The organism is Kluyvera sichuanensis (genome assembly GCF_014218705.1).
Taxonomy (GTDB): Bacteria; Pseudomonadota; Gammaproteobacteria; order Enterobacterales; family Enterobacteriaceae; genus Kluyvera; species Kluyvera sichuanensis.
Genome location: NZ_JABBJF010000018.1, coordinates 16,383 through 41,896 on the forward strand (window position 1 = coordinate 16,383; position 25,514 = coordinate 41,896).

Below are 25,514 nucleotides of genomic sequence, written 5' to 3' on the forward strand. Positions count from 1 at the left end.
CCTCTACCTTAGAACTGAAGGCCAGCTTCACGGGCAGCATCTGCCAGTGCCTGGACGCGACCATGATATTGGAACCCGGAACGGTCAAAGGACACATCTTTGATGCCTTTTTCCAGAGCGCGTTCAGCGACAGCTTTACCCACAGCTGCTGCAGCGTCTTTGTTACCGGTGTACTTCAGTTGTTCAGCGATAGCTTTTTCTACAGTAGAAGCAGCTACCAGAACTTCGGAACCGTTTGGTGCAATGACCTGTGCGTAAATATGACGCGGGGTACGATGTACCACCAGGCGAGTTGCACCCAGCTCCTGGAGCTTGCGGCGTGCGCGGGTCGCACGACGGATACGAGCAGATTTCTTATCCATAGTGTTACCTTACTTCTTCTTAGCCTCTTTGGTACGCACGACTTCGTCGGCGTAACGAACACCCTTGCCTTTATAAGGCTCAGGACGACGGTAGGCGCGCAGATCAGCTGCTACCTGACCGATCACCTGCTTATCAGCGCCTTTCAGCACGATTTCAGTTTGAGTCGGACATTCAGCAGTAATACCTGCAGGCAGCTGATGCTCAACAGGGTGAGAGAAGCCTAAAGACAGGCTTACTGCATTCCCTTTGATCGCTGCACGATAACCTACACCAACCAGCTGAAGCTTTTTAGTGAAGCCTTCGGTAACACCGATAACCATTGAGTTCAGCAGGGCACGCGCGGTACCAGCCTGAGCCCAGCCGTCTACGTAACCATCACGTGGACCGAAGGTCAGGGCATTATCTGCCTGTTTAACTTCAACAGCATCGTTGAGAGTACGAGTCAGCTCGCCGTTCTTACCTTTGATCGTAATAACCTGACCGTTGATTTTTACATCAACGCCGGCAGGAACAACGACCGGTGCTTTAGCAACACGAGACATTTTTTCCTCCGATTAGGCTACGTAGCAGATAATTTCGCCACCAAGACCAGCCTGGCGCGCTGCACGATCAGTCATAACACCTTTAGAGGTAGAAACAACCGCGATACCCATGCCAGCCATAACTTTTGGCAGCTCGTCTTTGCGCTTATAAATACGCAGACCTGGGCGACTAACACGCTGAATGCTTTCTACAACAGCTTTACCCTGGAAATACTTAAGAGTAAGTTCCAGTTCCGGCTTGGTGTCGCCTTCAACTTTAAAATCTTCAATAAAACCTTCTTCCTTCAGCACGTTGGCAATTGCCACTTTCAGCTTGGAGGAAGGCATGGTGACCGCAGCTTTATTCGCGGCCTGACCGTTACGGATACGGGTCAGCATATCCGCGATCGGATCTTGCATGCTCATCTGTCTTTACTCCCGTGATTCAATTGGTAATTACCAGCTAGCCTTTTTCAAGCCTGGTACTTCACCGCGCATAGCGGCTTCACGAAGCTTGATACGGCTCAACCCGAACTTGCCCACATAGCCATGCGGACGACCAGTTTGACGGCAGCGTTTACGCTGACGAGACGGGCTGGAATCACGCGGCAGAGACTGCAGCTTCAGAACAGCATTCCAACGATCTTCGTCGGTTGCGTTCACATCAGAGATGATAGCTTTGAGTTCAGCGCGTTTAGCGAAGAATTTATCAGCTAAAGCTACGCGCTTTACTTCGCGTGCTTTCATTGATTGCTTAGCCATTCAGTAACCCTACCTTACTTGCGGAACGGGAAGTCAAAGGCAGCCAGCAGAGCACGGCCTTCTTCGTCAGATTTCGCAGTAGTGGTGATGGTAATATCCAAACCACGTACGCGGTCGACTTTATCGTAGTCGATTTCTGGGAAGATGATCTGCTCACGGACACCCATGCTGTAGTTACCACGGCCGTCGAATGACTTAGCGGACAAGCCACGGAAGTCACGGATACGTGGTACAGCAATAGTGATCAGGCGCTCAAAGAACTCCCACATGCGTTCGCCACGCAGAGTTACTTTACAGCCGATCGGATAGCCCTGACGGATTTTGAAGCCTGCAACAGATTTGCGTGCTTTGGTGATCAACGGCTTTTGACCGGAGATTGCTGTCAGATCAGCTGCTGCGTTATCCAGCAGTTTCTTGTCAGCGATCGCTTCACCAACACCCATGTTCAGGGTGATCTTCTCGACCCGAGGGACTTGCATGACAGAATTGTAGTTAAACTCAGACATGAGTTTAGCGACTACTTCGTCTTTGTAGTAATCATGCAGTTTCGCCATCGTACTACTCCAAATTACTTGATAGTTTCGCTGTTAGACTTGAAGAAACGGACTTTTTTGCCGTCTTCGAATCTAAAGCCTACACGGTCAGCCTTGCCGGTAGCCGCGTTGAACAGTGCAATGTTAGAGATCTGAATAGCTGCTTCTTTCTCTACAATGCCACCTGGTTGGTTCAGAGCCGGAACCGGCTTCTGGTGTTTCTTAACCAGGTTGATACCTTCAACGATAACCTTGCCGGAAGACAAGACATTCTTAACTTTACCGCGTTTACCTTTATCTTTACCGGTTAACACGATAACTTCGTCATCACGACGGATTTTCGCTGCCATGATTCGCTCCTTAGAGTACTTCTGGTGCCAGAGAGATAATTTTCATGAACTTCTCGTTACGAAGTTCACGAGTTACCGGCCCAAAAATACGCGTACCGATAGGTTGCTCGCTGTTATTGTTTAAAATAACGCATGCATTACCATCGAAGCGAATGACAGAACCGTCCGGGCGACGAACACCCTTCTTGGTGCGCACCACTACCGCCTTCAGCACATCACCTTTTTTGACCTTACCACGTGGAATTGCTTCCTTGATGGTGATCTTGATGATGTCGCCTACGCCTGCGTAGCGACGGTGCGAGCCACCCAGAACCTTGATACACATTACGCGACGTGCACCGGAGTTGTCGGCGACGTTCAGCATAGTCTGTTCTTGGATCATTTTAGTGCTCCGCTAATGTCAACTACTACTGAGACCCGAATTCAGGTCGTTAAAAAGCCCCATATCGAGGGCGCGGCATTATAACACCGCTTCAACGATAAGGGTAGAAAAAATAAACGGCTCATCGCTGAGCCGTTTATTCGTATCGAGAACGAGTACTGTATTACAGAACCGCTTTCTCTACAACGCGAACCAGCGTCCAGGACTTAGTCTTGGACAGTGGACGGCATTCACGGATTTCAACCTTGTCGCCGATACCACATTCGTTGTTCTCGTCATGTACGTGCAGTTTGGTCGTACGTTTGATGAATTTGCCGTATACCGGGTGTTTCACCATACGTTCGATAGCAACAACAATGGATTTCTCCATTTTTGCGCTAACTACGCGACCTTGCAGAGTACGGATTTTATCGGTCATTACGCACCCGCCTTCTGAGTCAGTAAAGTCTTAACGCGTGCAACATCACGACGAACCTGCTTCAGCAGGTGAGTCTGTTGCAGCTGGCCACTGGCAGCCTGCATGCGCAGGTTGAACTGCTCACGCAGCAGGTTCAGCAGCTCAGCGTTCAGCTCTTCAACGCTTTTTTCACGCAGCTCTTTTGCTTTCATTACATCACCGTCTTAGTTACAAAGGTGGTTTTGATCGGCAGTTTCGCTGCAGCGAGGCCGAATGCTTCACGGGCCAGCTCTTCCGGGACACCGTCCATTTCATACAGGACTTTACCCGGCTGGATCAAGGCAACCCAATACTCCACGTTACCTTTACCTTTACCCATACGCACTGCCAGCGGTTTCTCGGTGATCGGTTTGTCCGGGAATACACGGATCCAGATCTTACCTTGACGCTTAACTGCACGGGTCATTGCACGACGTGCTGCTTCGATCTGACGTGCAGTCAGACGACCACGGCCAACAGCTTTCAGGCCGAAGCTGCCGAAGCTAACATCCGTACCCTGCGCCAGACCGCGGTTACGGCCTTTGTGCACTTTACGGAATTTTGTACGCTTTGGTTGTAACATCAGCGACGCTCCTTATTTACGGCCTTTACGCTGCTGCTTTTTAGGTTGAGCAGCCGGTTCCGGTTGTTCAACAGCAGCCATACCACCCAGGATCTCACCTTTGAAGATCCATACCTTAACGCCGATTACACCGTAAGTGGTGTGCGCTTCAGAGGTGTTGTAGTCGATGTCAGCACGCAGAGTGTGCAGAGGTACGCGACCTTCGCGGTACCATTCGGTACGTGCGATTTCCGCGCCGCCCAGACGGCCGCTAACTTCAACTTTAATACCCTTCGCGCCCAGACGCATTGCGTTCTGTACAGCACGCTTCATAGCACGACGGAACATAACGCGACGTTCCAGCTGTGAAGTGATGCTGTCAGCAACCAATTTAGCATCCAGTTCAGGCTTACGAACTTCAGCGATATTGATCTGTGCAGGAACGCCAGCGATATCCGCTACGACCTTGCGCAGTTTTTCTACGTCTTCGCCTTTCTTACCGATAACGATGCCCGGGCGAGCAGTGTGAATGGTCACACGGATGCTCTTAGCCGGACGCTCGATAACGATACGAGATACGGACGCCTTAGCCAGTTCCTTAGTCAGGTACTGACGTACTTTAAAATCGCTGTCTAGGTTGTCAGCGAATTCTTTGGTGTTCGCAAACCAAGTAGAGTTCCATGGTTTTACAATACCCAGGCGAATACCATTAGGATGTACTTTCTGACCCATTGCTAGTCTCCAGAGTCTCAGCGATCGGACACAACCACAGTGATGTGGCTGGTGCGCTTCAGGATGCGATCTGCACGACCTTTAGCACGCGGCATAATGCGCTTCATGCTTGGGCCTTCGTCTACGAAAATTTTCGTAACTTTCAGATCATCAATGTCAGCGCCATCGTTGTGTTCAGCGTTAGCAATGGCAGATTCCAGAACTTTCTTGACCAGTACAGCCGCTTTCTTATTGGTGTAGGTCAGAATTTCCAGCGCCTGCGACACTTTCTTACCGCGAATCAGGTCAGCAACAAGGCGAACCTTCTGAGCAGAAGAACGAGCATGGCGATGTTGAGCTAAAGTTTCCATCTCTTCCTCCTACCTTATTTCTTCTTCGCTTTTTTATCAGCAGCGTGGCCGCGATAAGTACGAGTCGGTGCGAATTCACCCAGTTTGTGACCAACCATTTCGTCGGTTACAAATACCGGAACGTGCTGACGACCATTATGGACAGCGATGGTCAAACCGATCATGTTAGGAAAGATCGTTGAACGACGGGACCAAGTGCGCAGGGGCTTCTTGTCTCCGCTTTCCACCGCTTTCTCTACCTTCTTCAGCAAGTGCAGGTCAATAAAAGGACCTTTCTTGAGAGAACGTGGCATGGCTTATCCTCTAAAATTATTTGCTACGGCGACGTACGATGAATTTATCAGTACGCTTGTTGCTGCGGGTCTTCTTACCTTTGGTCTGCAGGCCCCACGGGGATACCGGGTGCTTACCAAAGTTACGACCTTCACCACCACCATGTGGGTGGTCGACTGGGTTCATCGCGGTACCGCGAACGGTAGGACGAACACCACGCCAGCGTGCAGCACCTGCTTTACCCAGAACGCGCAGCATATGCTCAGCATTGCCAACTTCGCCCAGAGTTGCACGGCATTCTGCTTCGACTTTACGCATTTCACCAGAACGCAGACGCAGGGTGACATAAGCACCATCACGAGCAACGATCTGAACGTAAGTACCAGCGGAACGTGCCAGCTGACCGCCTTTACCTGGTTTCATTTCTACGTTATGAACGGTAGAACCAACCGGGATATTGCGCATCGGCAGGGTGTTACCTGCTTTGATTGCAGCATCAACGCCAGACTGAATCTGGTCGCCAGCTTTCAGGCCTTTAGGGGCCAGGATGTAACGACGTTCGCCGTCTTTGTACAGAACCAGCGCGATGTTCGCGGAGCGGTTCGGATCGTACTCAAGACGTTCAACAATTGCCGGGATACCGTCTTTGTTGCGTTTGAAGTCAACAATACGGTAAGCCTGCTTGTGACCACCACCGATGTGACGAGTGGTGATGCGGCCATTGTTGTTACGACCACCGGATTTGCTGTTTTTTTCAACCAGCGGAGCAAAAGGTTTGCCCTTGTGCAGCTCTGGGTTGACCACTTTAACGACGTGGCGACGACCCGGAGATGTCGGTTTACATTTAACAACTGCCATTGTATTACTCCTCCGACTTACTCAGCGCCGCCGACGAAGTCCAGATTCTGGCCTTCCTTCAGGGTGACGTAAGCTTTTTTCCAGTCGCTACGACGACCGATACGCTGTCCGTGACGTTTAACTTTCCCTTTAACTACCAGGGTGTTAACGACTTCGACTTCGACTTCAAACAGTTTCTGCACAGCAGCTTTGATTTCTGCTTTGGTCGCGTCTTTGGCAACTTTGAGAACGATGGTATTGGTTTTTTCCATCGCAGTAGACGCTTTTTCAGAAACGTGCGGTGCGCGCAGCACCTTCAGCAGACGTTCTTCACGAATCATGCCAGCATCTCCTCAACTTGCTTAACAGCATCAGCAGTCATTACGACTTTGTCGAAGGCGATCAGGCTAACCGGGTCGATACCAGTTGCATCGCGTACGTCAACCTTGTGCAGGTTGCGCGCAGCCAGGAACAGGTTTTCGTCCAGCTCACCGGTGATGATCAGCACATCTTCCAGAGCCATGTCTTTCAGTTTCTGTGCCAGCAGCTTAGTTTTAGGCGCTTCAACAGAGAATGATTCGACAACGATCAGACGATCCTGACGTACCAGTTCGGACAGGATGCTTTTCAGCGCGCCGCGGTACATCTTTTTGTTAACTTTTTGACTGTGGTCCTGTGGACGAGCAGCGAAGGTCACGCCACCTGAACGCCAGATCGGGCTCTTGATAGAACCTGAACGCGCACGGCCGGTACCTTTCTGGCGCCATGGCTTTTTGCCTGAACCAGTTACTTCAGCACGAGTCTTCTGAGCACGAGTACCCTGACGAGCACCAGCTGCATAAGCAACAACAACCTGGTGAACCAGCGCTTCGTTGAAATCACGACCGAAGGTAGTTTCGGAAACAGTCAGCGCGCTCTGCGCGTCTTTCAATACTAATTCCATTGCTATCCCCTTACGCCTTCACAGCTGGTTTAACGATCAGGTCGCAACCGGTCGCACCCGGAACACCACCTTTAACCAGCAGCAGGTTGCGCTCAGCGTCAACGCGTACTACGTCAAGGCTCTGAACGGTGACACGTTCGTTACCCATCTGACCTGCCATTTTCTTGCCTTTGAACACTTTGCCCGGAGTCTGGTTCTGACCGATAGAACCCGGAACGCGGTGAGACAAGGAGTTACCGTGAGTAGCGTCCTGGGTACGGAAGTTCCAGCGCTTAACGGTACCAGCGAAACCTTTACCTTTAGAGGTACCGGTTACGTCAACTTTTTTAACGTCAGCAAACAGTTCAACGCTAATGTCCTGACCAACGGTGTATTCTTCACCATCTGCCAGACGGAACTCCCACAGGCCGCGGCCAGCTTCTACGCCAGCTTTAGCGAAGTGACCAGCTTCCGGCTTGGTTACACGGTTAGCTTTTTTAGCACCAGTGGTAACCTGAACAGCGCGATAGCCATCGTTAGCCAGATCTTTGATCTGAGTAACGCGGTTTGCTTCAACTTCGATAACGGTTACTGGGATAGAAACGCCATCTTCAGTGAAGATGCGGGTCATACCCACTTTTTTACCGACTAAACCAATCATTGTATCAACCTCTCAATCGCTCGATGACCTGATTAACCCAGGCTGATCTGCACGTCTACACCGGCAGCCAGGTCCAGACGCATCAGAGCATCAACGGTTTTTTCAGTTGGCTCAACGATGTCAACCAGACGCTTGTGAGTGCGAATTTCGTACTGATCACGCGCGTCTTTGTTGACGTGCGGGGAGATCAGAACGGTAAAGCGCTCTTTGCGGGTCGGCAGCGGGATCGGACCACGGACTTGCGCACCAGTGCGCTTAGCAGTCTCGACGATTTCCGCGGTTGATTGATCGATCAGACGATGATCAAACGCTTTCAGGCGGATACGGATTCTTTGGTTCTGCATGAGACCAGAGCTCCAATTATTTTATAGACGAAATAGTTACTCCTCAAACCCATTACGATTGATGGGAGAGTGTAACCGTTCTTACAGAGTTCCCCAATTGGGAACATTGTCTGGTATCGCTTACGCAGTACCGGTGGTTCATATTGAACCGCTGTCTATATTAGACAAGCCCGCGCATTATACACGTATACCCATACTAAGCAAGCCGCGTTTATAAATTAGTCAGTAAAGCCTGGAAGGCGGCTAGCAGAATCGGTGAACAAACTGCAACGATGGGTATGAGTCTGGATAGCCCTTCGTGAAAACGCGCATCGGCCGTTGCCGCCCCTCTCTTCGCCTCGCACACTGTCGGCATGACCTCTTATGGAAACCAATAATGATGCTTCCGGCCCTCCCCTTCTATCTTCTCTATGCCGTACTCAACATCATCCTGTGCTGGCAAGACTTCCGCACCGGGTTATTGCGTAACAGCTTTACCTGCCCTTTGCTTTGGGGAGGGTTACTAAGTCAGCTCTGTCTGAATCCAACAAGGAGTAACGAGGCACTATGGGGAGCGATTGCAGGCTATTGCGCGATGGCTCTCTTTTACTGGGGATACCGCGCACTGCGACGCTGTGAAGGCTTAGGGTATGGTGACGTAAAGTATGTGGCGGCACTCGGCGCCTGGCACGGCTGGCAATCTCTACCGCTGCTCGTGTTGGTGGCTACGTTGCTGGCGTGTGCCTTTATCGTGGGGAAGGCACTGTGGCTGCATCAGGCGGAGAATATAAAAAACCCGCTGCCTTTTGGACCATTTCTGGGGGCGGCGGGTTTTATTATGGCTGGCTTGTCTGCTTTTAACCTTCAACCTTAATCTGCGACTGCAGGTAGTTCTGCAAACCAATTTTGCCGATCAGATCCAGTTCGGTCTCCAGCCAGTCAATGTGATGTTCTTCCTCGGTGAGGATGGTAATCAACATATCACGGCTGACGTAGTCATGTACGCTATCAGCATAGGCAATGGCTTCACGCAGATCCTTCGCGCCGTCCAGTTCAAGCTTTAAGTCGGACTGCAGCATCTCTTCGACATCTTCGCCGATATGCAGCTTGCCAAGGTCTTGTAGATTAGGGATCCCTTCAAGAAACAGAATACGCTCAATGTACTGATCGGCGTGTTTCATTTCATCGATGGATTCGTGGTATTCAATATCGTTGAGGCGCATCAGGCCCCAGTTTTTGAACATTCTCGCATGGAGAAAGTATTGGTTGATTGCGACAAGCTCGTTTCCCAATAATTTATTGAGATAATTTATTATCTTAACATCACCTTTCATTATATAGACCCTCCGCTTCCACTTATTGAAGCGTAGAACGGCCTACCGGGATGTCAAAAAAGAAATCCGGGCTCAGGCAATCTCTTTGAACTCTGGCATTTGCATTAATTCGTCTTCCATCACCTCACGTGCAGCACGAACGCATTTACCGCATTGATTTCCAATAGGAATGCATTTTCTTAATTGCTGGAAAGACTGCGGATGAAACTGGCGTACTGCCTGGCGAATTTTTTTATCGCTGACGCCATTACACAAACAAACGTACATAACCACTCCCGTTCAATTTCTGAACAAAGTGTAAGTGAGAATAATTATGATTACAATAGCCAGACGCGAGAAGTCGCGTGAAATAAGGGATCAAATCGTGCGAAAAATATTGCGGGGATAAATAACAAAAAGCAAAAAGGGCACCGAAGTGCCCTTTTCAAGTGCAAAACTAATTAATCAATAATCAGCTCATTACTTTAGCAACAACGCCCGCACCTACAGTACGGCCGCCTTCACGGATTGCGAAACGCAGACCGTCGTCCATCGCGATTGGGTGGATCAGAGTCACAACCATCTTGATGTTGTCGCCTGGCATTACCATCTCAACGCCTTCTGGCAGTTCGATGGTACCGGTCACGTCAGTAGTACGGAAGTAGAACTGTGGACGGTAGCCTTTGAAGAACGGAGTATGACGGCCGCCTTCGTCTTTGGACAGAATGTACACTTCAGATTCGAACTTGGTGTGCGGCTTGATAGAGCCTGGCTTAGCCAGAACCTGACCACGTTCGATTTCTTCACGTTTGATACCACGCAGCAGAACACCAACGTTCTCACCAGCACGGCCTTCGTCCAGCAGTTTGCGGAACATTTCAACGCCAGTACAGGTAGACTTAGCAGTCTCTTTGATACCAACGATTTCAACTTCTTCACCAACTTTGATGATACCGCGCTCTACACGACCGGTAACAACGGTACCACGACCGGAGATGGAGAATACGTCTTCGATTGGCAGCAGGAACGGCTTATCGATAGCACGTTCTGGTTCTGGGATGTAAGAATCCAGGAAGCCAGCCAGTTCGATGATTTTTGCTTCCCACTCTGCTTCGCCTTCCAGCGCTTTCAGAGCAGAACCACGGATGATTGGGGTATCATCACCTGGGAAGTCGTACTGGGACAGAAGTTCACGAACTTCCATTTCAACCAGTTCCAGCAGCTCTTCGTCATCAACCATGTCGCATTTGTTCAGGAACACGATGATGTAAGGAACGCCTACCTGACGACCCAGCAGGATGTGCTCACGAGTCTGTGGCATAGGGCCATCAGTCGCAGCAACAACCAGGATCGCGCCGTCCATCTGCGCAGCACCGGTGATCATGTTTTTAACATAGTCGGCGTGGCCTGGGCAGTCTACGTGTGCGTAGTGGCGAGTCGGGGTGTCATATTCAACGTGGGAAGTGTTGATGGTGATACCACGAGCTTTTTCTTCTGGTGCGTTATCGATCTGGTCGAAAGCACGAGCAGCACCGCCGTAGGTTTTAGCCAGTACGGTAGTGATTGCAGCAGTCAGGGTAGTTTTACCGTGGTCAACGTGGCCGATGGTGCCGACGTTAACGTGCGGTTTTGTACGTTCAAATTTTTCTTTAGACACGGCTATATTCCTTACTATAGTGCTCTCCCCTTTGGAGAGAGCACGGGACTTAGGTTTTAATCCTGTGGATTATTTACCACGGGCTTCAATAACGGCCTGAGCAACGTTGTTCGGCGCATCGTCGTACTTCAGGAACTCCATGGAGTAAGAAGCACGGCCTTTGGTCAGTGAACGCAGCTGAGTTGCATAACCGAACATTTCGGACAGCGGAACTTCAGCGTGGATCACAACGCCAGTAACGTTGGATTCCTGACCTTTGAGCATACCACGACGGCGGCTCAAGTCACCGATAACGTCACCAGTGTTCTCTTCAGGAGTCTCTACTTCAACCTTCATGATAGGCTCAAGCAGAACTGGTTTCGCTTTCTTAAAGCCGTCTTTAAACGCCAGAGAAGCTGCCAGTTTAAACGCCAGTTCAGAGGAGTCAACGTCATGGTAAGAACCGAAGTGCAGACGAACACCCATGTCAACAACCGGGTAACCAGCCAGCGGGCCAGATTTCAGCTGTTCCTGGATACCTTTATCAACGGCAGGGATGTATTCGCCAGGGATTACACCACCCTTGATGTCGTTGATGAATTCGTAGCCTTTCGGGTTAGAACCCGGCTCCAGTGGGTACATGTCGATAACAACATGACCGTACTGACCGCGACCACCAGACTGCTTAGCGTGCTTACCTTCGATATCGGTAACTTTCGCGCGAATCGCTTCGCGGTAAGCAACCTGAGGTTTACCGACGTTCGCTTCAACGTTGAATTCACGCTTCATGCGGTCAACGATGATGTCGAGGTGCAGTTCACCCATACCGGCGATAATGGTCTGGTTAGATTCTTCATCAGTCCATACGCGGAATGATGGGTCTTCTTTAGCCAGACGGCCCAGAGCCAGACCCATTTTTTCCTGGTCAGCTTTGGTTTTTGGTTCTACTGCGATGGAGATTACCGGCTCTGGGAATTCCATACGTTCCAGAATGATAGGCGCATCTGGGTCACACAGAGTGTCACCGGTAGTTACGTCTTTCAGACCGATTGCAGCAGCGATGTCGCCCGCGCGAACTTCTTTGATCTCTTCACGTTTGTTAGCGTGCATCTGTACGATACGGCCGAAACGCTCACGTGCAGTTTTCACGGAGTTCAGTACGGTATCACCAGAGTTAACCACACCGGAATACACACGGAAGAAGGTCAAGTTACCAACAAACGGGTCGGTAGCAATTTTGAACGCCAGTGCAGAGAACGGCTCATCGTCGCTTGCGTGACGTTCTGCCGGAGTGTCTTTACCGTCGTCAAGGATACCGTTGATCGCAGGTACGTCGATTGGGGATGGCAGGTAATCAATTACCGCATCCAGCATCGCCTGAACACCTTTGTTCTTGAACGCAGAACCACAGGTTACCAGGATGATTTCGTTGTTCAGAACGCGCTGACGCAGAGCTTTTTTGATCTCTTCTTCAGTCAGTTCTTCACCACCCAGGTATTTCTCCATCAGCTCTTCTGAAGCTTCTGCAGCGGACTCGATCAGGTTCTGGTGCCATTCGTCAGCCAGGTCCTGCATGTCTGCTGGGATATCTTCATAAGTGAAGGTAACGCCTGCGTCTTCTTCGTTCCAGTTGATGGCTTTCATTTTCACCAGGTCAACAACACCGGTGAAACCTTCTTCAGCACCAATTGCCAGCTGCAGCGGAACAGGGTTCGCGCCCAGACGGGTTTTGATCTGACCAACAACTTTCAGGAAGTTCGCACCCATACGGTCCATTTTGTTAACGAACGCGATACGTGGAACTTTGTATTTGTTAGCCTGACGCCATACGGTTTCAGACTGTGGCTGAACACCACCAACTGCGCAGTAAACCATTACCGCACCGTCAAGAACACGCATGGAACGTTCTACTTCGATGGTGAAGTCAACGTGCCCTGGGGTGTCGATGATGTTTACGCGGTGCGGTTCATACTGCTTAGCCATACCAGACCAGAATGCAGTAGTCGCTGCGGAAGTGATGGTAATACCACGTTCCTGCTCCTGCTCCATCCAGTCCATGGTAGCGGCGCCGTCGTGAACTTCACCGATTTTGTGGTTTACACCGGTGTAGAACAGAATACGTTCGGTAGTAGTGGTTTTACCGGCGTCGATGTGCGCACTGATACCGATGTTACGGTAGCGTGCGATGGGTGTTGTACGAGCCATTTGATTCCTCGTTTATCTTTTTAGGCGTTCAGTTAAGTAACCCAAAGCGGGCTGCTTCGCTGAAGCGCCCGCCTGGTGACTAATACTCCGAAGGGATTACCAACGGTAGTGTGCGAACGCCTTGTTGGCTTCTGCCATACGGTGAACGTCTTCACGTTTCTTAACTGCAGTACCTTTGTTGTCTGCAGCGTCAGAAAGTTCGTTCGCCAGGCGCAGAGCCATGGATTTATCACCGCGTTTACGAGCAGCTTCAACGATCCAACGCATTGCCAGAGCATTACGACGGACCGGACGAACTTCAACTGGAACCTGATAAGTAGAACCACCTACGCGGCGGGACTTAACTTCGACAGTTGGGCGCACGTTTTCGAGCGCAACTTCGAATGCTTCCAGTTCATTTTTACCAGAACGCTGAGCCAGGGTCTCCAGCGCGCTGTATACGATTGATTCTGCAGTAGATTTTTTACCATCTACCATCAGAATGTTGACAAATTTAGCCAGCAGTTCTGATCCGAACTTAGGATCTGGCAGGATTTTACGCTGACCAATGACGCGACGACGTGGCATGGAAATACTCCGTTGTTAATTCAGGATTGTCCAAAACTCAAAGAGTTTGACATTAATATAAAACGTTTGGCCTTACTTAACGGAGAACCATTAAGCCTTAGGACGCTTCACGCCATACTTGGAGCGAGCTTGCTTACGGTCTTTAACGCCGGAGCAGTCAAGCGCACCACGAACGGTGTGGTAACGAACACCCGGAAGGTCTTTTACACGACCGCCACGGATCAGGATCACGGAGTGTTCCTGCAGGTTGTGACCTTCACCACCGATGTAGGAGGTAACTTCAAAACCGTTAGTCAAACGCACACGGCATACTTTACGCAGTGCGGAGTTTGGTTTCTTAGGAGTGGTGGTATATACACGGGTACATACACCACGTTTCTGCGGGCAGGCTTCCAGCGCTGGCACGTTGCTTTTTGCAACTTTGCGAGCACGTGGTTTGCGAACCAGCTGGTTAACTGTTGCCATTAAATAGCTCCTGGTTTTAGCTTTTGCTTCGTAAACACGTAATAAATCGCCTCATATAATATGAGGACGCGAAATTTTAGGGCCATGCCGAAAGGGTGTCAAGAAATATACAACGGCAAAGCTGCTACCAGGCGATCTGAGAGGCGTGTTTTACCGTTAACCTGACGAAGTCAGTATAGCTGACCATGATGACATCGCTCGAAATTTGAGCACAAAGACCGCGCGCTTGCACATCTTCATTCAACACGTAGATGGATATGGGGGCCGCGCGGAGAATTTCAAGGAAGCGGCTGTTTTCAACCGCTGCCAGCACGCCATCGGCGATCAATAGCAGGTCATCACCGTCGTCCATCAGGCGGGTAATCCCGCTAATGTCGGCATGCCAGGGTGAGGTGCGTAGCGTATGCAGCATAAGGGCCTCAGAAGTGCAGGATCACATCGTAGTCGTTAAGGCGATGGCGCAGGGCATCCGCTTCCAGCGGCTCGACGTCGGTGACAAACGTCGTCTCTGTCGTTAGCCCACGTTCGCGCAGCGACGCCGCGCAGATCCAGCAATTTTCGATATCGTAGAGCGAAAGCAGCTTGAAGGTGGCAATGTAGTCGCGAGCGAGAATAACGCCCGGTTGCTGCTGGCCGAGTAACTGAAACACGCCATCGCCCACAAAAAACACGCCCAGGTCTTCGCTCAGGGCTGATGTCGCCAGTAATGCATCCAACCCTTCCCTACCGGTGCTACTGCCATGCGGGGCGGAGGAAAAAACAAACGCAACTCGTTTCATCAGAACTGTACCATTCGATCGCAGGTTAGCGCGGCTTCGGCCAGCGAGCCTAGTCCGCTCAGCGAAAAGCCGGGCTGGAGATTAAACGTCGGCAGACCAAGCTGTCGAGCCTCGGTTTCATCGGTCACGCCACGGCGCAGCGCGGCGGCCACGCAGATATGCAACGCCACGCCATTTTCGTCATGCAATGATTGCCAGGCGCGGACCAAATCGAATTCATCGCTGGCGGGCGAGGTCAGCTGATTGGCGTTATAGACCCCTTCCCGATAGAAAAATACGCAGGCTATCTCGTGACCCTCCGCCAGTGCAGCTTTCGCAAACTGCAGCGCGCTGCTCGCCTGCTGGGTGCCATACGCGGGGCCGGTCACCATCAGGGCAAAACGCATTACTTATCTTGCCCCAGGAAATCACCGCTCTTGAACTGGCGGATGTAGAGATAGACGGTGTGTTTGGAGATGTTCAGGCGATCGGCAACCTGGTTAATCGCATCCTTGATATCAAAGATGCCTTTCTCATAAAGATTGAGCACGATCTGGCGATTCTTGGCGTTATTGGAAACGTTGCGATCGGCATTCACCTCTTCGATAGTGAACTCCAGCGTCTGGGTGACCAGGTCCTCAACGGAGGAAGCGAAGTTAACCGCAGAGCCGACTTCCGGCGTTTCCGGCGGAATAAAGGTGTTCATGATTTGCGAGAACGGGACATCGAGGTTCATGTTGATGCACAGTAAGCCGATAACCCGATGGTCACGGTTACGGATGGCGATGGTAACGGACTTCATCAGTACGCCGCTTTTGGCGCGAGTAAAATAGCATTTGGAAACGCTGCTATCTGCCCCGGTCATATCATGCAGCATCCGCAGCGCGAGATCGGTAATCGGAGAACCGATTTTACGCCCGGTATGTTCGCCGTTCGCGATGCGTATTGCCGAGCATTTTAGATCCTGAAGTGAATGCAACACGATTTCGCAGTGGGAACCAATGAGCATCGCCAACCCGTCCACAACCGCTTCGTAGGATTTTAGAATATCGAAGTCAGTTTGATCGAAAGGACGTTGATCCAGTAAATCAAGTTCACTGGTTTCGTTGGTTAAAAGCGACCTGGACATGAAAAAAAGCACTCCTTTTCAGGAGCCTGTCGTTATGTTGTCAGGGCAGGCTCATCACTATTAGGGGCATCTAAAGTAATACAGCGCATAAGGCGCTTTCCAGCATTAATTATATCCTGTAGATAATAAAAAGCCGCCGCCCATTGGGCGGCGGCTTTCGCAATCTTATTTTTTGCTGGCTTCGGCCGCTTTATCAGCCGGCGCAGCGTCTGGCTGTGCCTCGGCTTTCGGTGCCGGTTTGATGTCTAACAGTTCAACATCGAAGACCAGGGTGGAGTTAGCCGGGATACCCGGAACGCCGGTTTTGCCGTAAGCCAGATCCGGTGGGATAACCAGCTGGATTTTACCGCCCTTCTTGATGTTTTTCAGACCTTCGGTCCAGCCAGGGATAACGCCGTCCAGACGGAAGGAGAGAGGTTCACCGCGGGTGTAAGAGTTATCGAACTCTTTACCGTCGATCAGCGTACCTTTGTAGTTAACCACAACGGTGTCACTGTCTTTCGGCGCGTCGCCAGTACCCGCTTTCTCTACTTTGTACAGCAGGCCAGTAGAAGAGGTTTTCACGCCTTTCTCTTTAGCGAACTTGTCACGGAAAGCCTTACCTTTTGCTTCGTTGTCAGCGGCGTCTTTTTCCATCTTCGCCTGAGCGGAGGTCTTCACGCGAGTTTCAAACGCCTGCAGAGTTTGTTCGATCTCTTGATCGGACAGTTTGCTCTTATCAGCAAACGCGTCCTGAACACCGGCGATCAGCTGGTCTTTATCCAGTTTGATGCCCAGTTTTTCCTGTTCTTTCAGAGAGTTTTCCATGTAACGACCCAGCGATGCGCCCAGTGCATAGGCAGATTTCTGGTCGTCATTTTTGAATGCAGCTTTGCTGTCTGCTGCCGGAGCCGCTTTCGCGTCCGCAGCTGGTGCAGCTTTAGCAGCAGCGTCAGCTGCGAAGGTCAGAGGTGCATTCAGTGCAACGGCCATTGTGGTTGCCAGAAGCGTTACTTTAAACAGTGATTTCATCCATCTCTCCAGGGCCGGGGCCTCTCGCCCCAATGTTAACTAAATGAGAAGCGTACTATAGAACGTTGTAGAGGAAATCTACATATGAACGCTTCTCATATCGACTCTTTTCAGACTCTTTTTGTTTAAATTAGTTTCCAGCGTCGCAAAGAGAGGCTGCGCGGCCGGGCAAAGTTGCGTAGAATCCGCGGCGATTGCGGTGATAACAGTAGAGAGGACATCATGCAGGAAACGACTATCGAAGCGCGTCTGGCTGAGCTTGAAAGCCGTCTGGCCTTTCAGGAGATCACCATTGATGACCTTAACATGACGGTCACAGCGCACGAGATGGAAATGGCGAAGCTGCGCGAGCATCTGCGTCTGCTGACCGAAAAGCTCAAGGCCAGCCAGCCGTCAAACATGGCGTCACCGTCTGAAGAGACGCCACCACCTCATTATTGAGGCGTAAAAAAAGCGGGTATTCCCCGCTTTTTTTGTATCCATCGTTCTACAGAACGAGAGGGATTAGTGGCAACCGCAGCCGCCGTGGCCTTTACCGCCACCGCCGCAGCAGCCTTCGCCGCCGTGGTCGTGACCGTGGTCATGGCCGTGACCGCCGCAGCAACCGTCGTGGTCGTGGTCATGATCGTGGTCGTGACCGTTCGCACCGTGAACGTGGCCATGAGCCAGTTCTTCTTCGGTCGCTTCGCGGATAGCAACAACTTCAACGTTGAACTTCAGGTTCTGGCCAGCCAGCATGTGGTTGCCGTCAACCACAACGTGGTCGTCTTCAACTTCGGTGATTTCAACCGGTACTGGACCCTGGTCGGTTTCAGCCAGGAAGCGCATGCCAACCTGCAGTTCGTCAACGCCCATGAAGACGTCTTTAGGAACGCGCTGCACCAGGTTTTCGTCGTACTGACCGTAAGCGTCGTTAGCTTGAACAGCAACGTCGAATTTATCACCAACTTCGTGACCGTCCAGCGCGTTTTCCAGGCCGGAGATCAGGGAACCGTGACCATGCAGGTAGTCAAGCGGTGCACTTACCGGAGACTCATCAACCAATACACCGTCTTCTGTACGTACCTGATAGGCCAGGCTGACCACCAGGTCTTTTGCTACTTTCATGATATCTCCTGAGCATGGGAATATTTTAGTGGCGCAGATTGTAGCGGAATTCTACACCCGTGTACCCATAAGCTTAAAAAAAGACAGCACGGATCGCTACTCCGGATGAAAAATACCGATCACTTGTTCCTCTTTGCGAACGTGTTCGCGGGCTTCTTTATCCGCCTCACGCATCTGGTGTCCGCACTTAACGCACTCAACCACATCGATATTATTCTCGCGCCACATCGCCATTGAATCCTGGGCCTGACACGACGGGCACTTCGCGCCCGCGATAAAACGTTTACGTACCGCCATACTCACCTTCTATTCAAATTCGTCCCAGCCGTCCAGCTGCCGCCGCTCTTGTTGCATTTCGCGCTGGAAGATCTCCTCCAGCTCTCGTCTCGCTTCCCGCACGCGAGAAATTTGTTGGGTATCGCTGTGTACCGGCATCAGCTCACGCAGCATGCGCATATCCAGCCGCTTGAAGTGCAACTGTGCGCGCTGCGCCTGATGCGGGTGCATACCGGTGGAGATAAGCGCCTTGCGCCCCAGTTCCAGCGCACTGGAAAAGGTCTCACGGGAAAACTGTACCACGCCCGCCTGCAGCAGTTCGTGCGCCTCCACACGTCCTCGCGCACGGGCCATAATCTTCAGATGCGGGAAGTGCTGCTGGCAGATCTCCACCAGCTTCATGGTATCTTCCGGCTCGTTGCAGGTGATAACGATCGACTGCGCCTGCTCAGCGCCTGCCGAACGCAGCAATTCAACCTGGGTTGCATCACCGTAGTAAACCTTATAGCCGTATTTGCGCATCAGGTTAACCGCGCTGATATCGCGCTCCAGGACGGTGATCCGCAATTTGTTGGCCATCAGCAGGCGACCAATCACCTGCCCGAAGCGACCAAACCCCACTACAATCACCTGTGGCTTATCGTCATCCACCCACGGCGCTTCGTCTTCTTCTTCCGGCCCGTTAAAGCGGCGCGACAGCGTGAGGTCGACGAGCTTCATCAGCAGCGGCGTGGTCATCATCGACAGCGTCACGACCACCAGCAGCAGCGACATCTGGTCGCCCTTAAAGACTTTAAACGACGAGGCTGCCGAGAAGAGCACAAAGGCGAACTCACCGCCCTGGCTCAGCACACCGGCAAACTGCATCCGCTCCGAACTGCGCATGCCGTGCAGATGCGCCAGCAGATACAGCACCAGCGTTTTCACCGCCACCAGCAATGCCACGCAGCCAATCACCACCAGCAGATGGGTGTAGAGCACGCCGAGGTTGAGCGACATTCCCACCGAGATAAAGAACAGCCCCAGCAGCAGCCCTTTAAACGGCTCGATGGCAATTTCCAGCTCGTGGCGGTATTCACTTTCCGCCAGCAGGACGCCAGCGATAAAGGTGCCCAGCGCCATCGAGAGGCCCAGCGCGTCCATGAACAGCGCCGACCCCAGAACCAACAACAGCGTGGCGGCGGTAAAGACTTCGCGCACCCCGGAGCTGGCAATAAAACGAAATACCGGGCGCAGCAGGTAGCGCCCGCCAATCAGCATGCCGCCGAAGGCAAGGACTTTCAAGCCGACGGTTTGCCAGTCAAAATGCTCGTCACCGGCACCGGCCAGCAGCGGCACCAGCGCCAGCGCGGGGATGACCGCCAGGTCCTGGAACAACAGCACCGAGAAGCCAAGCTGCCCGGATTCGCTACGGTTCATCCCCTTCTCACGCATCAATTGCAGCGCCATCGCGGTCGACGACATCGCAAGGCCAATGCCGCCAATCACCGCGGCCTGCCAGGAGAAGTGGGTGAGCATCAACAGCCCGCCGAGGATCGTCGCGCTGAAAATCACCTGCGCCGCACCGATGCCAAAGATGGGGCGTCGTAGCTGCCATAGCTTAGCCGGGTTCAGTTCCAGGCCGATGATAAACATCAGGAACACCACGCCCAGCTCAGAGAAGTGGAGAATTTCATCCACATCGCTGATAAAGCCGAGCCCCCACGGGCCGATGGCGATCCCCGCCAGCAGATAACCTAATACCGCACCGATACCCAGCCGCGCTGCCAGTGGCACCGCGGCCACCGCCGCAAAGAGAAACAGCACTCCAGCCAGTAATAAATCAGAACCTTCCATCATCGTCCCCCTGCCGTTATCGGCGCAGCTAGCCAGTCGGCATAGGCTTTCGCATGGTTTGCCAGCTCATCAGGCGGCTGACGTCGCGCCCAGTAGATGATGATTGGGCTCAGCCAGTGCATATGGCACATGGCGGCCGTCAGTTCGAACGGACGCAGAATATCGCTCATCGGGTAGCGATTGAGCCCGTCATGGCGGTAGGCGCTTTCCGGCTCCCCGGTGGTAATCACGCTACGCCAGTACTTTCCTTCCAGCTGATTTCCCCCGATGCCGCTGGCGAAACCACGGCTCAGCACACGGTCCAGCCACTCTTTCAAGAGCGACGGGCAGCTGTAGGTATAAAGAGGATGTTGAAACACGATGACATCATGTTCGCGCAGCAGCGCCTGCTCGCGAGGAATATCGATAAAAAAATCAGGGTAGTGCGCGTAGAGATCGTGCACGGTTACGTTGCTTAACTGCGAAGCCGGTTTAAGCAAAACCCGGTTAGCGACCGAGTCCTGTGATTCCGGATGGGCATAGACAAGCAGTACTTTCGCCGTCTGTGACATCATTCCCCTCCCGGGCGTCAATCACATCCTCTTTCTGGTAGCTGAACGCAACCGGAATGATTTTGTGTATAGTCATCGTTTTGGGCTACCATTGCGGCCCGGTCTAGCGATTCGCTTACCACATTACATTACCACAATGACAATTTAACATATTCAGAACATACGGCGCCTTATGATTGTTTTCTCCTCGTTACAAATTCGTCGCGGCGTGCGCGTCCTGCTGGATAACGCATCGGCCACCATCAACCCAGGGCAGAAAGTCGGCCTGGTGGGGAAAAACGGCTGCGGCAAATCCACACTGCTGGCGCTGCTGAAAAACGAGATAAGCGCCGACGGCGGCAACTTTACCTATCCGAGCAGCTGGCAGTTGGCGTGGGTAAACCAGGAAACGCCTGCGCTGCCGCAGCCTGCTCTGGACTATGTCATTGACGGTGACCGTGAATACCGCCAGCTCGAAGCCCAGTTAAACGATGCCAACGAACGCGATGATGGCCACGCCATTGCCACCGTTCACGGCAAACTGGACGCGATTGATGCGTGGACCATCCGCTCTCGCGCCTCCAGCCTGCTGCACGGCCTCGGCTTCAGCAACGAACAGCTCGACCGCCCGGTCAGCGACTTCTCGGGCGGCTGGCGTATGCGCCTCAACCTGGCGCAAGCGCTGATTTGTCGATCCGACCTGCTGCTGCTCGATGAACCGACCAACCACCTGGACCTCGATGCGGTTATCTGGCTGGAAAGATGGCTCAAAAGCTATCAGGGCACGCTGATCCTGATTTCTCACGACCGCGACTTCCTCGATCCGGTCATCGACAAGATTATTCATATCGAACAGGAAACGATGTTCGAGTACACCGGCAACTACAGCTCGTTTGAGGTGCAGCGCGCTACCCGCCTCGCTCAGCAGCAGGCGATGTACGAAAGCCAGCAGGAGCGCGTGGCGCATCTGCAAAGCTATATCGACCGTTTCCGCGCCAAGGCCACCAAAGCCAAGCAGGCGCAGAGCCGTATCAAAATGCTCGAGCGTATGGAGCTGATTGCCCCGGCCCACGTCGATAACCCGTTCCACTTCAGCTTCCGCGCGCCGGAAAGCCTGCCGAACCCTCTGCTTAAGATGGAAAAGGTCAGCGCTGGCTACGGTGACCGCACCATTCTGGAATCTATCAAACTGAACCTGGTACCGGGCTCGCGTATCGGCCTGCTGGGCCGCAACGGCGCGGGTAAATCGACGCTGATTAAGCTGCTAGCGGGCGAACTGGAACCGCTGCACGGTGAAATCGGCCTCGCCAAAGGCATCAAGCTGGGCTACTTCGCTCAGCATCAGTTGGAGTTCCTGCGCGCGGACGAATCTCCGCTGCAGCATCTGGCCCGTATGGCACCGCAGGAGCTGGAGCAGAAGCTGCGTGATTACCTTGGCGGCTTCGGCTTCCAGGGCGATAAAGTCACCGAGCAAACCGCCCGTTTCTCCGGCGGCGAGAAAGCCCGTCTGGTGCTGGCGCTGATCGTCTGGCAGCGCCCGAACCTGCTGCTGCTCGATGAACCGACTAACCACCTTGACCTCGATATGCGTCAGGCGCTGACCGAAGCATTAATCGACTTCGAAGGCGCGCTGGTTGTGGTCTCGCACGACCGTCACCTGATTCGTTCCACTACCGACGATCTCTATCTGGTGCATGATAAGAAGGTCGAACCGTTCGACGGCGACCTGGAAGATTATCAGCAGTGGCTGAGCGACGTGCAGAAGCTGGAAAACCAGGCCGACGACACGCCGAAAGAGAACAACGCCAACAGCGCTCAGTCGCGTAAAGACCAGAAGCGCCGCGAAGCGGAACTGCGCACCCTAACCCAACCGCTGCGCAAAGAGATTACCCGTCTGGAAAAAGAGATGGAGAAACTCAACGCGCAGTTGGCGAAGGCAGAAGAGAAGCTCGGCGACAGCGGTCTGTATGAACCAGGCCGTAAAGCCGAAATGACCGAATGCTTACAGCTGCAGGCCAGCGCCAAGTCCGGGCTGGAAGCGTGTGAAATAGCATGGCTCGAGGCGCAGGAGCAGCTTGAGCAGATGATGCAAAACGACTGATTGCCTGAGGCGGACGATGAACCTGTCAATCACCGACGATATTACCTTCCGCAAGCTGACCATCTTCATGACCTTTATGGAGAAGGGTAACATCGCCCGCACCGCCGAGGCGCTGAACATCAGCGGCGTCAGCGTTCACCGGGCGCTGCACACGCTGGAAGAAAACGTTCGTTGTCCGCTGTTCGTGCACAAAGGGCGTAATCTTATCGCCCAGCCTGCGGCGTGGACGCTGCTGGAGTACTGCCAGGAAGTCACCCAGTTGATGGAGCGAGGTCTGGAAGAGACGCGCAAAACAGCAGGGGTTGGCCAGGGGCGTTTACGTGTTGGCACGCTTTACTCGCTGACGCTGGAGACGGTGCCGCACCTGATTATGGGCATGAAGCTGCGCCGTCCGGACCTGGAGCTCGATCTCACGATGGGCTCCAACGAAGCGCTGTTGAAGATGCTGGAAGATGGCGTGCTGGACGCCATCCTCATCTCCATCTCCGAAAGCGAAATCGACCGCAACAGCCTCGAAGTCCTCCCTCTGTTCCACGACGATATCTACCTCGCTGCACCCATGTCCGCCACGCTGGACGCCACCATGAAAGCGGATCTGCGCCACTATCGTAACGAGAAGTTTGTCTCGCTAGCGGAAGGGTTTGCGACCTATGCCGGTTTCCAGGAAGCATTTCACATCGCCGGGTTTGAGCCGGAAATCGTCACCCGTGTAAACGACATATTCTCAATGCTCAGTCTGGTACAAGCAGGGGTGGGGTTCTGTTTGATGCCGGGGCGAATGAAGAAGATGTATGAGAATACCGTGAAGCTGCAAAAGCTCGCTGAGCCCTATCAGATGCAGCAGCTTATCGCGATTGTCTTTGCCCGCAACCGCGAGCGTGACCCAAGCCTGCTGGCGCTGGCCGCCGAAGGGCGCATGTATGCCAGGACGCTGAATCAAAGCGGCTGATTGCCGGATCTGCGTATCACAATGTAGCCCGGACGAGACGCGCAACGTCGACTCCGGGGAAGTCCCGGCGTCGCTTCGCTCGGCCGGGCTACTACGGTAAATGCTGACTACGACCGTAGGCGTTTCGCCAGGTGCACGGCAACATCCACGCCGCTGCGATCCAGAGAAATAGATTCCCCTTCCCACGCCGCCTGCCGCGTCAAGCAGGTCAGGATGCCGCCGGGTGGCATTTCAATCGCCAGTCGCGCTTCGCGTTCGTTAGCGGAGATAACCGCCTCCTGCCAGCGCACCGTGCGCGCCATATTCATCGCCAGATCGTCAGCAATCCGCTCCGGCTGCCACAGCACACGACCGGTACTGCCGCTCAGATAGGCGTAGCGCGGGCGGGAAAGCGTCACATGGCTGAACGCCTCAACCAGCTTTTGCGCAGGCCTGGCGAGTAGCTCGCAGTGTGACGGCACGCTCACGGCCAGACGAGGTGCCTTGCTGGCCCCTTTAGCCATCGCGCGTTTTGCCACATCTGCCATCGCGTCATCAGGGCCGGCAATCACAATCTGCGTTTCGGCATTCAGGTTAGCGATATAGGTGCCGCTGCCTGCCACCAGGCTTTCCACCTGAGCGAGCGTCAGCCCCATAATTGCCGTCAGACCGTAGCCGTGCGGATAGGCCTGCTCCATTAAGTCGCCGCGCAGCGCCACCAGCGTCAACGCGTCGGCAAAATCAAGCGCACCGGCAACCACCGCCGCCGGGTAGGCGCCAATGGAGAGCCCGCTGACGATATCCGGTACCACGCCACGACGCTCCAGCTCACGCGCCCAGGCGACGCCAGCAATCAGCAGAGACAGCTGAACCGCTCGGGTATGTTTCAGCGCTTCAGAGCTATCCAGTGAATCAACTTCAGCGCCCAGCACGTCACGTGCCTGGGCCAGCACCGTCCCCGGTAGGTTTTGCAGCATACCTTCATGCTGCGTCCCCTGCCCCGGGAAGGTAAACAGAATTTTCATGACTCCTCCCTGCCCCACGGATCGCGAACCAGTTGCGGCCCCTGTGAGGTTTTTAACAGCGCTTTTCCATCCCGCAGCCATTCATTGAGGGCAAATCCACCGCGCGGGGTATCCACCTGGGTATCCGCCCGGCATAGCCCGCCCGTCAGCTGCTGCTGCCACTTCTCCAGCGCTTCTCGGGAGAGCGGCTGCGGCGCGCGGATCAGTAGATCCAGATCGCTTGCCGCGTGGATCACCGGGATCCCGGTTGCCAGCGCATAGCCGGTACTGCCAGTAATGCCCCACGTCCACGGCCACGCCTGCTGCGCCAATAACAAAGCCACCTGAAGCGGTGGCTGAGAGATAAAGGGCGAACGCAGGAGCGACAGCGGGTCCACCAGCGATTCCGGCGTGCAGACGCGGACGACCGCCCCTGCTTTCACCCAACCGGCGGCACGCTGGTCGCGCTTCATCCCGCGGACGCCCACGGGAATGCGCCCCTGCGCATCAACATCACGTCGCACCACCACCGGCAGGCCGCTATGCCAGACGGTATCCACCCAGGATTCCGTGACATCTTCAAGCGCGTCGCGCGCGTTCAGCCAGATAAGGTCGTGTGGACGTAATGTTGTGCTCATGAT

General features: G+C 53.3%; 39 protein-coding genes. 4 read left to right on the forward strand and 35 right to left on the reverse strand.

Annotated elements, in window-relative coordinates; genetic code table 11:
* Positions 1 to 8: 8 nt before the first annotated feature.
* From rplR to rpsJ, 18 genes are all read right to left on the reverse strand, one after another.
* Positions 9 to 362, reverse strand: coding sequence for a 50S ribosomal protein L18 (gene rplR / locus HII27_RS16780; RefSeq protein ID WP_000358960.1), 354 nt, complete (start codon positions 360 to 362; stop codon positions 9 to 11).
* Between the two features lie 9 nt (positions 363 to 371).
* Positions 372 to 905: a 50S ribosomal protein L6 gene (gene rplF, locus HII27_RS16785; RefSeq protein WP_185668951.1), complete on the reverse strand. Its 534-nt coding sequence runs from the start codon at positions 903 to 905 to the stop codon at positions 372 to 374.
* Between the two features lie 12 nt (positions 906 to 917).
* Complete coding sequence (gene rpsH / locus HII27_RS16790; protein WP_003031127.1) at positions 918 to 1,310, reverse strand: 30S ribosomal protein S8; 393 nt, start codon at positions 1,308 to 1,310, stop codon at positions 918 to 920.
* A gap of 30 nt (positions 1,311 to 1,340) precedes the next feature.
* Positions 1,341 to 1,646: a 30S ribosomal protein S14 gene (rpsN, locus tag HII27_RS16795; protein WP_035894983.1), complete on the reverse strand. Its 306-nt coding sequence runs from the start codon at positions 1,644 to 1,646 to the stop codon at positions 1,341 to 1,343.
* A 14-nt stretch (positions 1,647 to 1,660) separates the two neighbouring features.
* The gene (gene rplE / locus HII27_RS16800; protein ID WP_064541635.1) at positions 1,661 to 2,200 is read right to left on the reverse strand and encodes a 50S ribosomal protein L5; all 540 of its coding nucleotides are present in this window, start codon (positions 2,198 to 2,200) and stop codon (positions 1,661 to 1,663) included.
* A 14-nt stretch (positions 2,201 to 2,214) separates the two neighbouring features.
* Positions 2,215 to 2,529: a 50S ribosomal protein L24 gene (gene rplX / locus HII27_RS16805; protein ID WP_035894981.1), complete on the reverse strand. Its 315-nt coding sequence runs from the start codon at positions 2,527 to 2,529 to the stop codon at positions 2,215 to 2,217.
* A gap of 10 nt (positions 2,530 to 2,539) precedes the next feature.
* Entirely contained in the window at positions 2,540 to 2,911 is a 372-nt protein-coding gene (rplN, locus tag HII27_RS16810; protein WP_000613954.1) for a 50S ribosomal protein L14, read from the reverse strand.
* Between the two features lie 163 nt (positions 2,912 to 3,074).
* A complete protein-coding gene (rpsQ, locus tag HII27_RS16815; protein WP_185668952.1) occupies positions 3,075 to 3,329 on the reverse strand; it encodes a 30S ribosomal protein S17 in 255 nt (84 codons plus the stop codon).
* Positions 3,329 to 3,520: a 50S ribosomal protein L29 gene (gene rpmC, locus HII27_RS16820; RefSeq protein WP_002919754.1), complete on the reverse strand. Its 192-nt coding sequence runs from the start codon at positions 3,518 to 3,520 to the stop codon at positions 3,329 to 3,331. Before rpmC ends, rpsQ begins: the two co-directional genes overlap by 1 nt.
* Positions 3,520 to 3,930, reverse strand: coding sequence for a 50S ribosomal protein L16 (gene rplP, locus HII27_RS16825; RefSeq protein WP_035894979.1), 411 nt, complete (start codon positions 3,928 to 3,930; stop codon positions 3,520 to 3,522). The genes rpmC and rplP overlap by 1 nt, the downstream gene beginning before the upstream one ends.
* A 12-nt stretch (positions 3,931 to 3,942) precedes the next feature.
* A complete protein-coding gene (rpsC, locus tag HII27_RS16830; RefSeq protein ID WP_006817277.1) occupies positions 3,943 to 4,641 on the reverse strand; it encodes a 30S ribosomal protein S3 in 699 nt (232 codons plus the stop codon).
* Positions 4,642 to 4,658: 17 nt separating this feature from the next.
* Positions 4,659 to 4,991: a 50S ribosomal protein L22 gene (rplV, locus tag HII27_RS16835; RefSeq protein WP_035894978.1), complete on the reverse strand. Its 333-nt coding sequence runs from the start codon at positions 4,989 to 4,991 to the stop codon at positions 4,659 to 4,661.
* Between the two features lie 14 nt (positions 4,992 to 5,005).
* A complete protein-coding gene (gene rpsS, locus HII27_RS16840) occupies positions 5,006 to 5,284 on the reverse strand; it encodes a 30S ribosomal protein S19 (RefSeq protein WP_001138117.1) in 279 nt (92 codons plus the stop codon).
* A 16-nt stretch (positions 5,285 to 5,300) separates the two neighbouring features.
* Positions 5,301 to 6,122 carry a 50S ribosomal protein L2 gene (gene rplB / locus HII27_RS16845; RefSeq protein ID WP_035894977.1) on the reverse strand — a complete coding sequence of 274 codons (822 nt, stop codon included), beginning with the start codon at positions 6,120 to 6,122 and terminating at the stop codon, positions 5,301 to 5,303.
* Between the two features lie 17 nt (positions 6,123 to 6,139).
* Positions 6,140 to 6,442 (reverse strand): 50S ribosomal protein L23, encoded by a 303-nt coding sequence (gene rplW / locus HII27_RS16850; protein ID WP_000617546.1) that lies wholly within the window; start codon positions 6,440 to 6,442, stop codon positions 6,140 to 6,142.
* A complete protein-coding gene (gene rplD / locus HII27_RS16855; protein ID WP_003031119.1) occupies positions 6,439 to 7,044 on the reverse strand; it encodes a 50S ribosomal protein L4 in 606 nt (201 codons plus the stop codon). Before rplD ends, rplW begins: the two co-directional genes overlap by 4 nt.
* A gap of 10 nt (positions 7,045 to 7,054) precedes the next feature.
* Positions 7,055 to 7,684, reverse strand: coding sequence for a 50S ribosomal protein L3 (gene rplC, locus HII27_RS16860; RefSeq protein ID WP_035894971.1), 630 nt, complete (start codon positions 7,682 to 7,684; stop codon positions 7,055 to 7,057).
* A 32-nt stretch (positions 7,685 to 7,716) separates the two neighbouring features.
* Entirely contained in the window at positions 7,717 to 8,028 is a 312-nt protein-coding gene (rpsJ, locus tag HII27_RS16865; RefSeq protein WP_001181005.1) for a 30S ribosomal protein S10, read from the reverse strand.
* Positions 8,029 to 8,407: 379 nt separating this feature from the next.
* Between rpsJ and HII27_RS16870 the strand changes: the two genes are divergently transcribed.
* The gene (locus HII27_RS16870) at positions 8,408 to 8,881 is read left to right on the forward strand and encodes a prepilin peptidase (RefSeq protein ID WP_185669005.1); all 474 of its coding nucleotides are present in this window, start codon (positions 8,408 to 8,410) and stop codon (positions 8,879 to 8,881) included.
* Here HII27_RS16870 and bfr read toward each other — a convergent pair.
* The 11 genes from bfr to fkpA form a co-directional block, all read right to left on the reverse strand.
* Positions 8,865 to 9,341 (reverse strand): bacterioferritin, encoded by a 477-nt coding sequence (gene bfr / locus HII27_RS16875; protein WP_185668953.1) that lies wholly within the window; start codon positions 9,339 to 9,341, stop codon positions 8,865 to 8,867. The genes HII27_RS16870 and bfr overlap by 17 nt on opposite strands.
* A 72-nt stretch (positions 9,342 to 9,413) precedes the next feature.
* Positions 9,414 to 9,608, reverse strand: coding sequence for a bacterioferritin-associated ferredoxin (gene bfd, locus HII27_RS16880; protein WP_035894970.1), 195 nt, complete (start codon positions 9,606 to 9,608; stop codon positions 9,414 to 9,416).
* 184 nt (positions 9,609 to 9,792) lie between these two features.
* Positions 9,793 to 10,977: an elongation factor Tu gene (gene tuf, locus HII27_RS16885; RefSeq protein ID WP_046491013.1), complete on the reverse strand. Its 1,185-nt coding sequence runs from the start codon at positions 10,975 to 10,977 to the stop codon at positions 9,793 to 9,795.
* A 69-nt stretch (positions 10,978 to 11,046) separates the two neighbouring features.
* The gene (gene fusA, locus HII27_RS16890; RefSeq protein WP_123650843.1) at positions 11,047 to 13,161 is read right to left on the reverse strand and encodes an elongation factor G; all 2,115 of its coding nucleotides are present in this window, start codon (positions 13,159 to 13,161) and stop codon (positions 11,047 to 11,049) included.
* Positions 13,162 to 13,257: 96 nt separating this feature from the next.
* On the reverse strand, positions 13,258 to 13,728 hold the full coding sequence (gene rpsG, locus HII27_RS16895) for a 30S ribosomal protein S7 (RefSeq protein WP_035894363.1): 471 nt from the start codon (positions 13,726 to 13,728) through the stop codon (positions 13,258 to 13,260).
* Positions 13,729 to 13,818: 90 nt separating this feature from the next.
* Positions 13,819 to 14,193 (reverse strand): 30S ribosomal protein S12, encoded by a 375-nt coding sequence (rpsL, locus tag HII27_RS16900; RefSeq protein ID WP_000246815.1) that lies wholly within the window; start codon positions 14,191 to 14,193, stop codon positions 13,819 to 13,821.
* Between the two features lie 124 nt (positions 14,194 to 14,317).
* On the reverse strand, positions 14,318 to 14,605 hold the full coding sequence (gene tusB / locus HII27_RS16905) for a sulfurtransferase complex subunit TusB (protein WP_185668954.1): 288 nt from the start codon (positions 14,603 to 14,605) through the stop codon (positions 14,318 to 14,320).
* 7 nt (positions 14,606 to 14,612) lie between these two features.
* Complete coding sequence (tusC, locus tag HII27_RS16910; RefSeq protein ID WP_185668955.1) at positions 14,613 to 14,972, reverse strand: sulfurtransferase complex subunit TusC; 360 nt, start codon at positions 14,970 to 14,972, stop codon at positions 14,613 to 14,615.
* On the reverse strand, positions 14,972 to 15,358 hold the full coding sequence (gene tusD / locus HII27_RS16915; protein WP_035894366.1) for a sulfurtransferase complex subunit TusD: 387 nt from the start codon (positions 15,356 to 15,358) through the stop codon (positions 14,972 to 14,974). The genes tusC and tusD overlap by 1 nt, the downstream gene beginning before the upstream one ends.
* Complete coding sequence (locus HII27_RS16920) at positions 15,358 to 16,080, reverse strand: helix-turn-helix transcriptional regulator (RefSeq protein ID WP_035894367.1); 723 nt, start codon at positions 16,078 to 16,080, stop codon at positions 15,358 to 15,360. Before HII27_RS16920 ends, tusD begins: the two co-directional genes overlap by 1 nt.
* Positions 16,081 to 16,245: 165 nt before the next feature.
* On the reverse strand, positions 16,246 to 17,091 hold the full coding sequence (gene fkpA / locus HII27_RS16925) for an FKBP-type peptidyl-prolyl cis-trans isomerase (protein ID WP_185668956.1): 846 nt from the start codon (positions 17,089 to 17,091) through the stop codon (positions 16,246 to 16,248).
* A 222-nt stretch (positions 17,092 to 17,313) separates the two neighbouring features.
* Here fkpA and HII27_RS16930 point away from each other — a divergent pair, with 222 nt between their 5' ends.
* Positions 17,314 to 17,532, forward strand: coding sequence for a protein SlyX (locus HII27_RS16930; protein ID WP_185668957.1), 219 nt, complete (start codon positions 17,314 to 17,316; stop codon positions 17,530 to 17,532).
* Positions 17,533 to 17,595: 63 nt separating this feature from the next.
* On the opposite strand, the gene slyD is transcribed toward HII27_RS16930, so the two are convergent.
* From slyD to kefG, 4 genes are all read right to left on the reverse strand, one after another.
* Complete coding sequence (gene slyD, locus HII27_RS16935) at positions 17,596 to 18,198, reverse strand: peptidylprolyl isomerase (RefSeq protein WP_035894370.1); 603 nt, start codon at positions 18,196 to 18,198, stop codon at positions 17,596 to 17,598.
* A 96-nt stretch (positions 18,199 to 18,294) separates the two neighbouring features.
* Positions 18,295 to 18,495 carry a YheV family putative zinc ribbon protein gene (locus HII27_RS16940; RefSeq protein WP_035894371.1) on the reverse strand — a complete coding sequence of 67 codons (201 nt, stop codon included), beginning with the start codon at positions 18,493 to 18,495 and terminating at the stop codon, positions 18,295 to 18,297.
* 9 nt (positions 18,496 to 18,504) lie between these two features.
* On the reverse strand, positions 18,505 to 20,310 hold the full coding sequence (gene kefB, locus HII27_RS16945) for a glutathione-regulated potassium-efflux system protein KefB (RefSeq protein ID WP_185669006.1): 1,806 nt from the start codon (positions 20,308 to 20,310) through the stop codon (positions 18,505 to 18,507).
* Complete coding sequence (gene kefG, locus HII27_RS16950) at positions 20,310 to 20,861, reverse strand: glutathione-regulated potassium-efflux system ancillary protein KefG (protein WP_185669007.1); 552 nt, start codon at positions 20,859 to 20,861, stop codon at positions 20,310 to 20,312. The genes kefB and kefG overlap by 1 nt, the downstream gene beginning before the upstream one ends.
* A gap of 172 nt (positions 20,862 to 21,033) precedes the next feature.
* Between kefG and HII27_RS16955 the strand changes: the two genes are divergently transcribed.
* A complete protein-coding gene (locus HII27_RS16955; protein ID WP_185668958.1) occupies positions 21,034 to 22,941 on the forward strand; it encodes an ABC transporter ATP-binding protein in 1,908 nt (635 codons plus the stop codon).
* A 16-nt stretch (positions 22,942 to 22,957) separates the two neighbouring features.
* Positions 22,958 to 23,890: a LysR family transcriptional regulator gene (locus HII27_RS16960; RefSeq protein WP_185668959.1), complete on the forward strand. Its 933-nt coding sequence runs from the start codon at positions 22,958 to 22,960 to the stop codon at positions 23,888 to 23,890.
* A gap of 107 nt (positions 23,891 to 23,997) precedes the next feature.
* Here the strand turns inward: HII27_RS16960 and mdcH are convergent, their stop codons facing one another.
* On the reverse strand, positions 23,998 to 24,894 hold the full coding sequence (mdcH, locus tag HII27_RS16965; RefSeq protein WP_185668960.1) for a malonate decarboxylase subunit epsilon: 897 nt from the start codon (positions 24,892 to 24,894) through the stop codon (positions 23,998 to 24,000).
* The gene (locus HII27_RS16970) at positions 24,891 to 25,511 is read right to left on the reverse strand and encodes a malonate decarboxylase holo-ACP synthase (protein WP_185668961.1); all 621 of its coding nucleotides are present in this window, start codon (positions 25,509 to 25,511) and stop codon (positions 24,891 to 24,893) included. Before HII27_RS16970 ends, mdcH begins: the two co-directional genes overlap by 4 nt.
* Between the last annotated feature and the right edge of the window lie 3 nt (positions 25,512 to 25,514).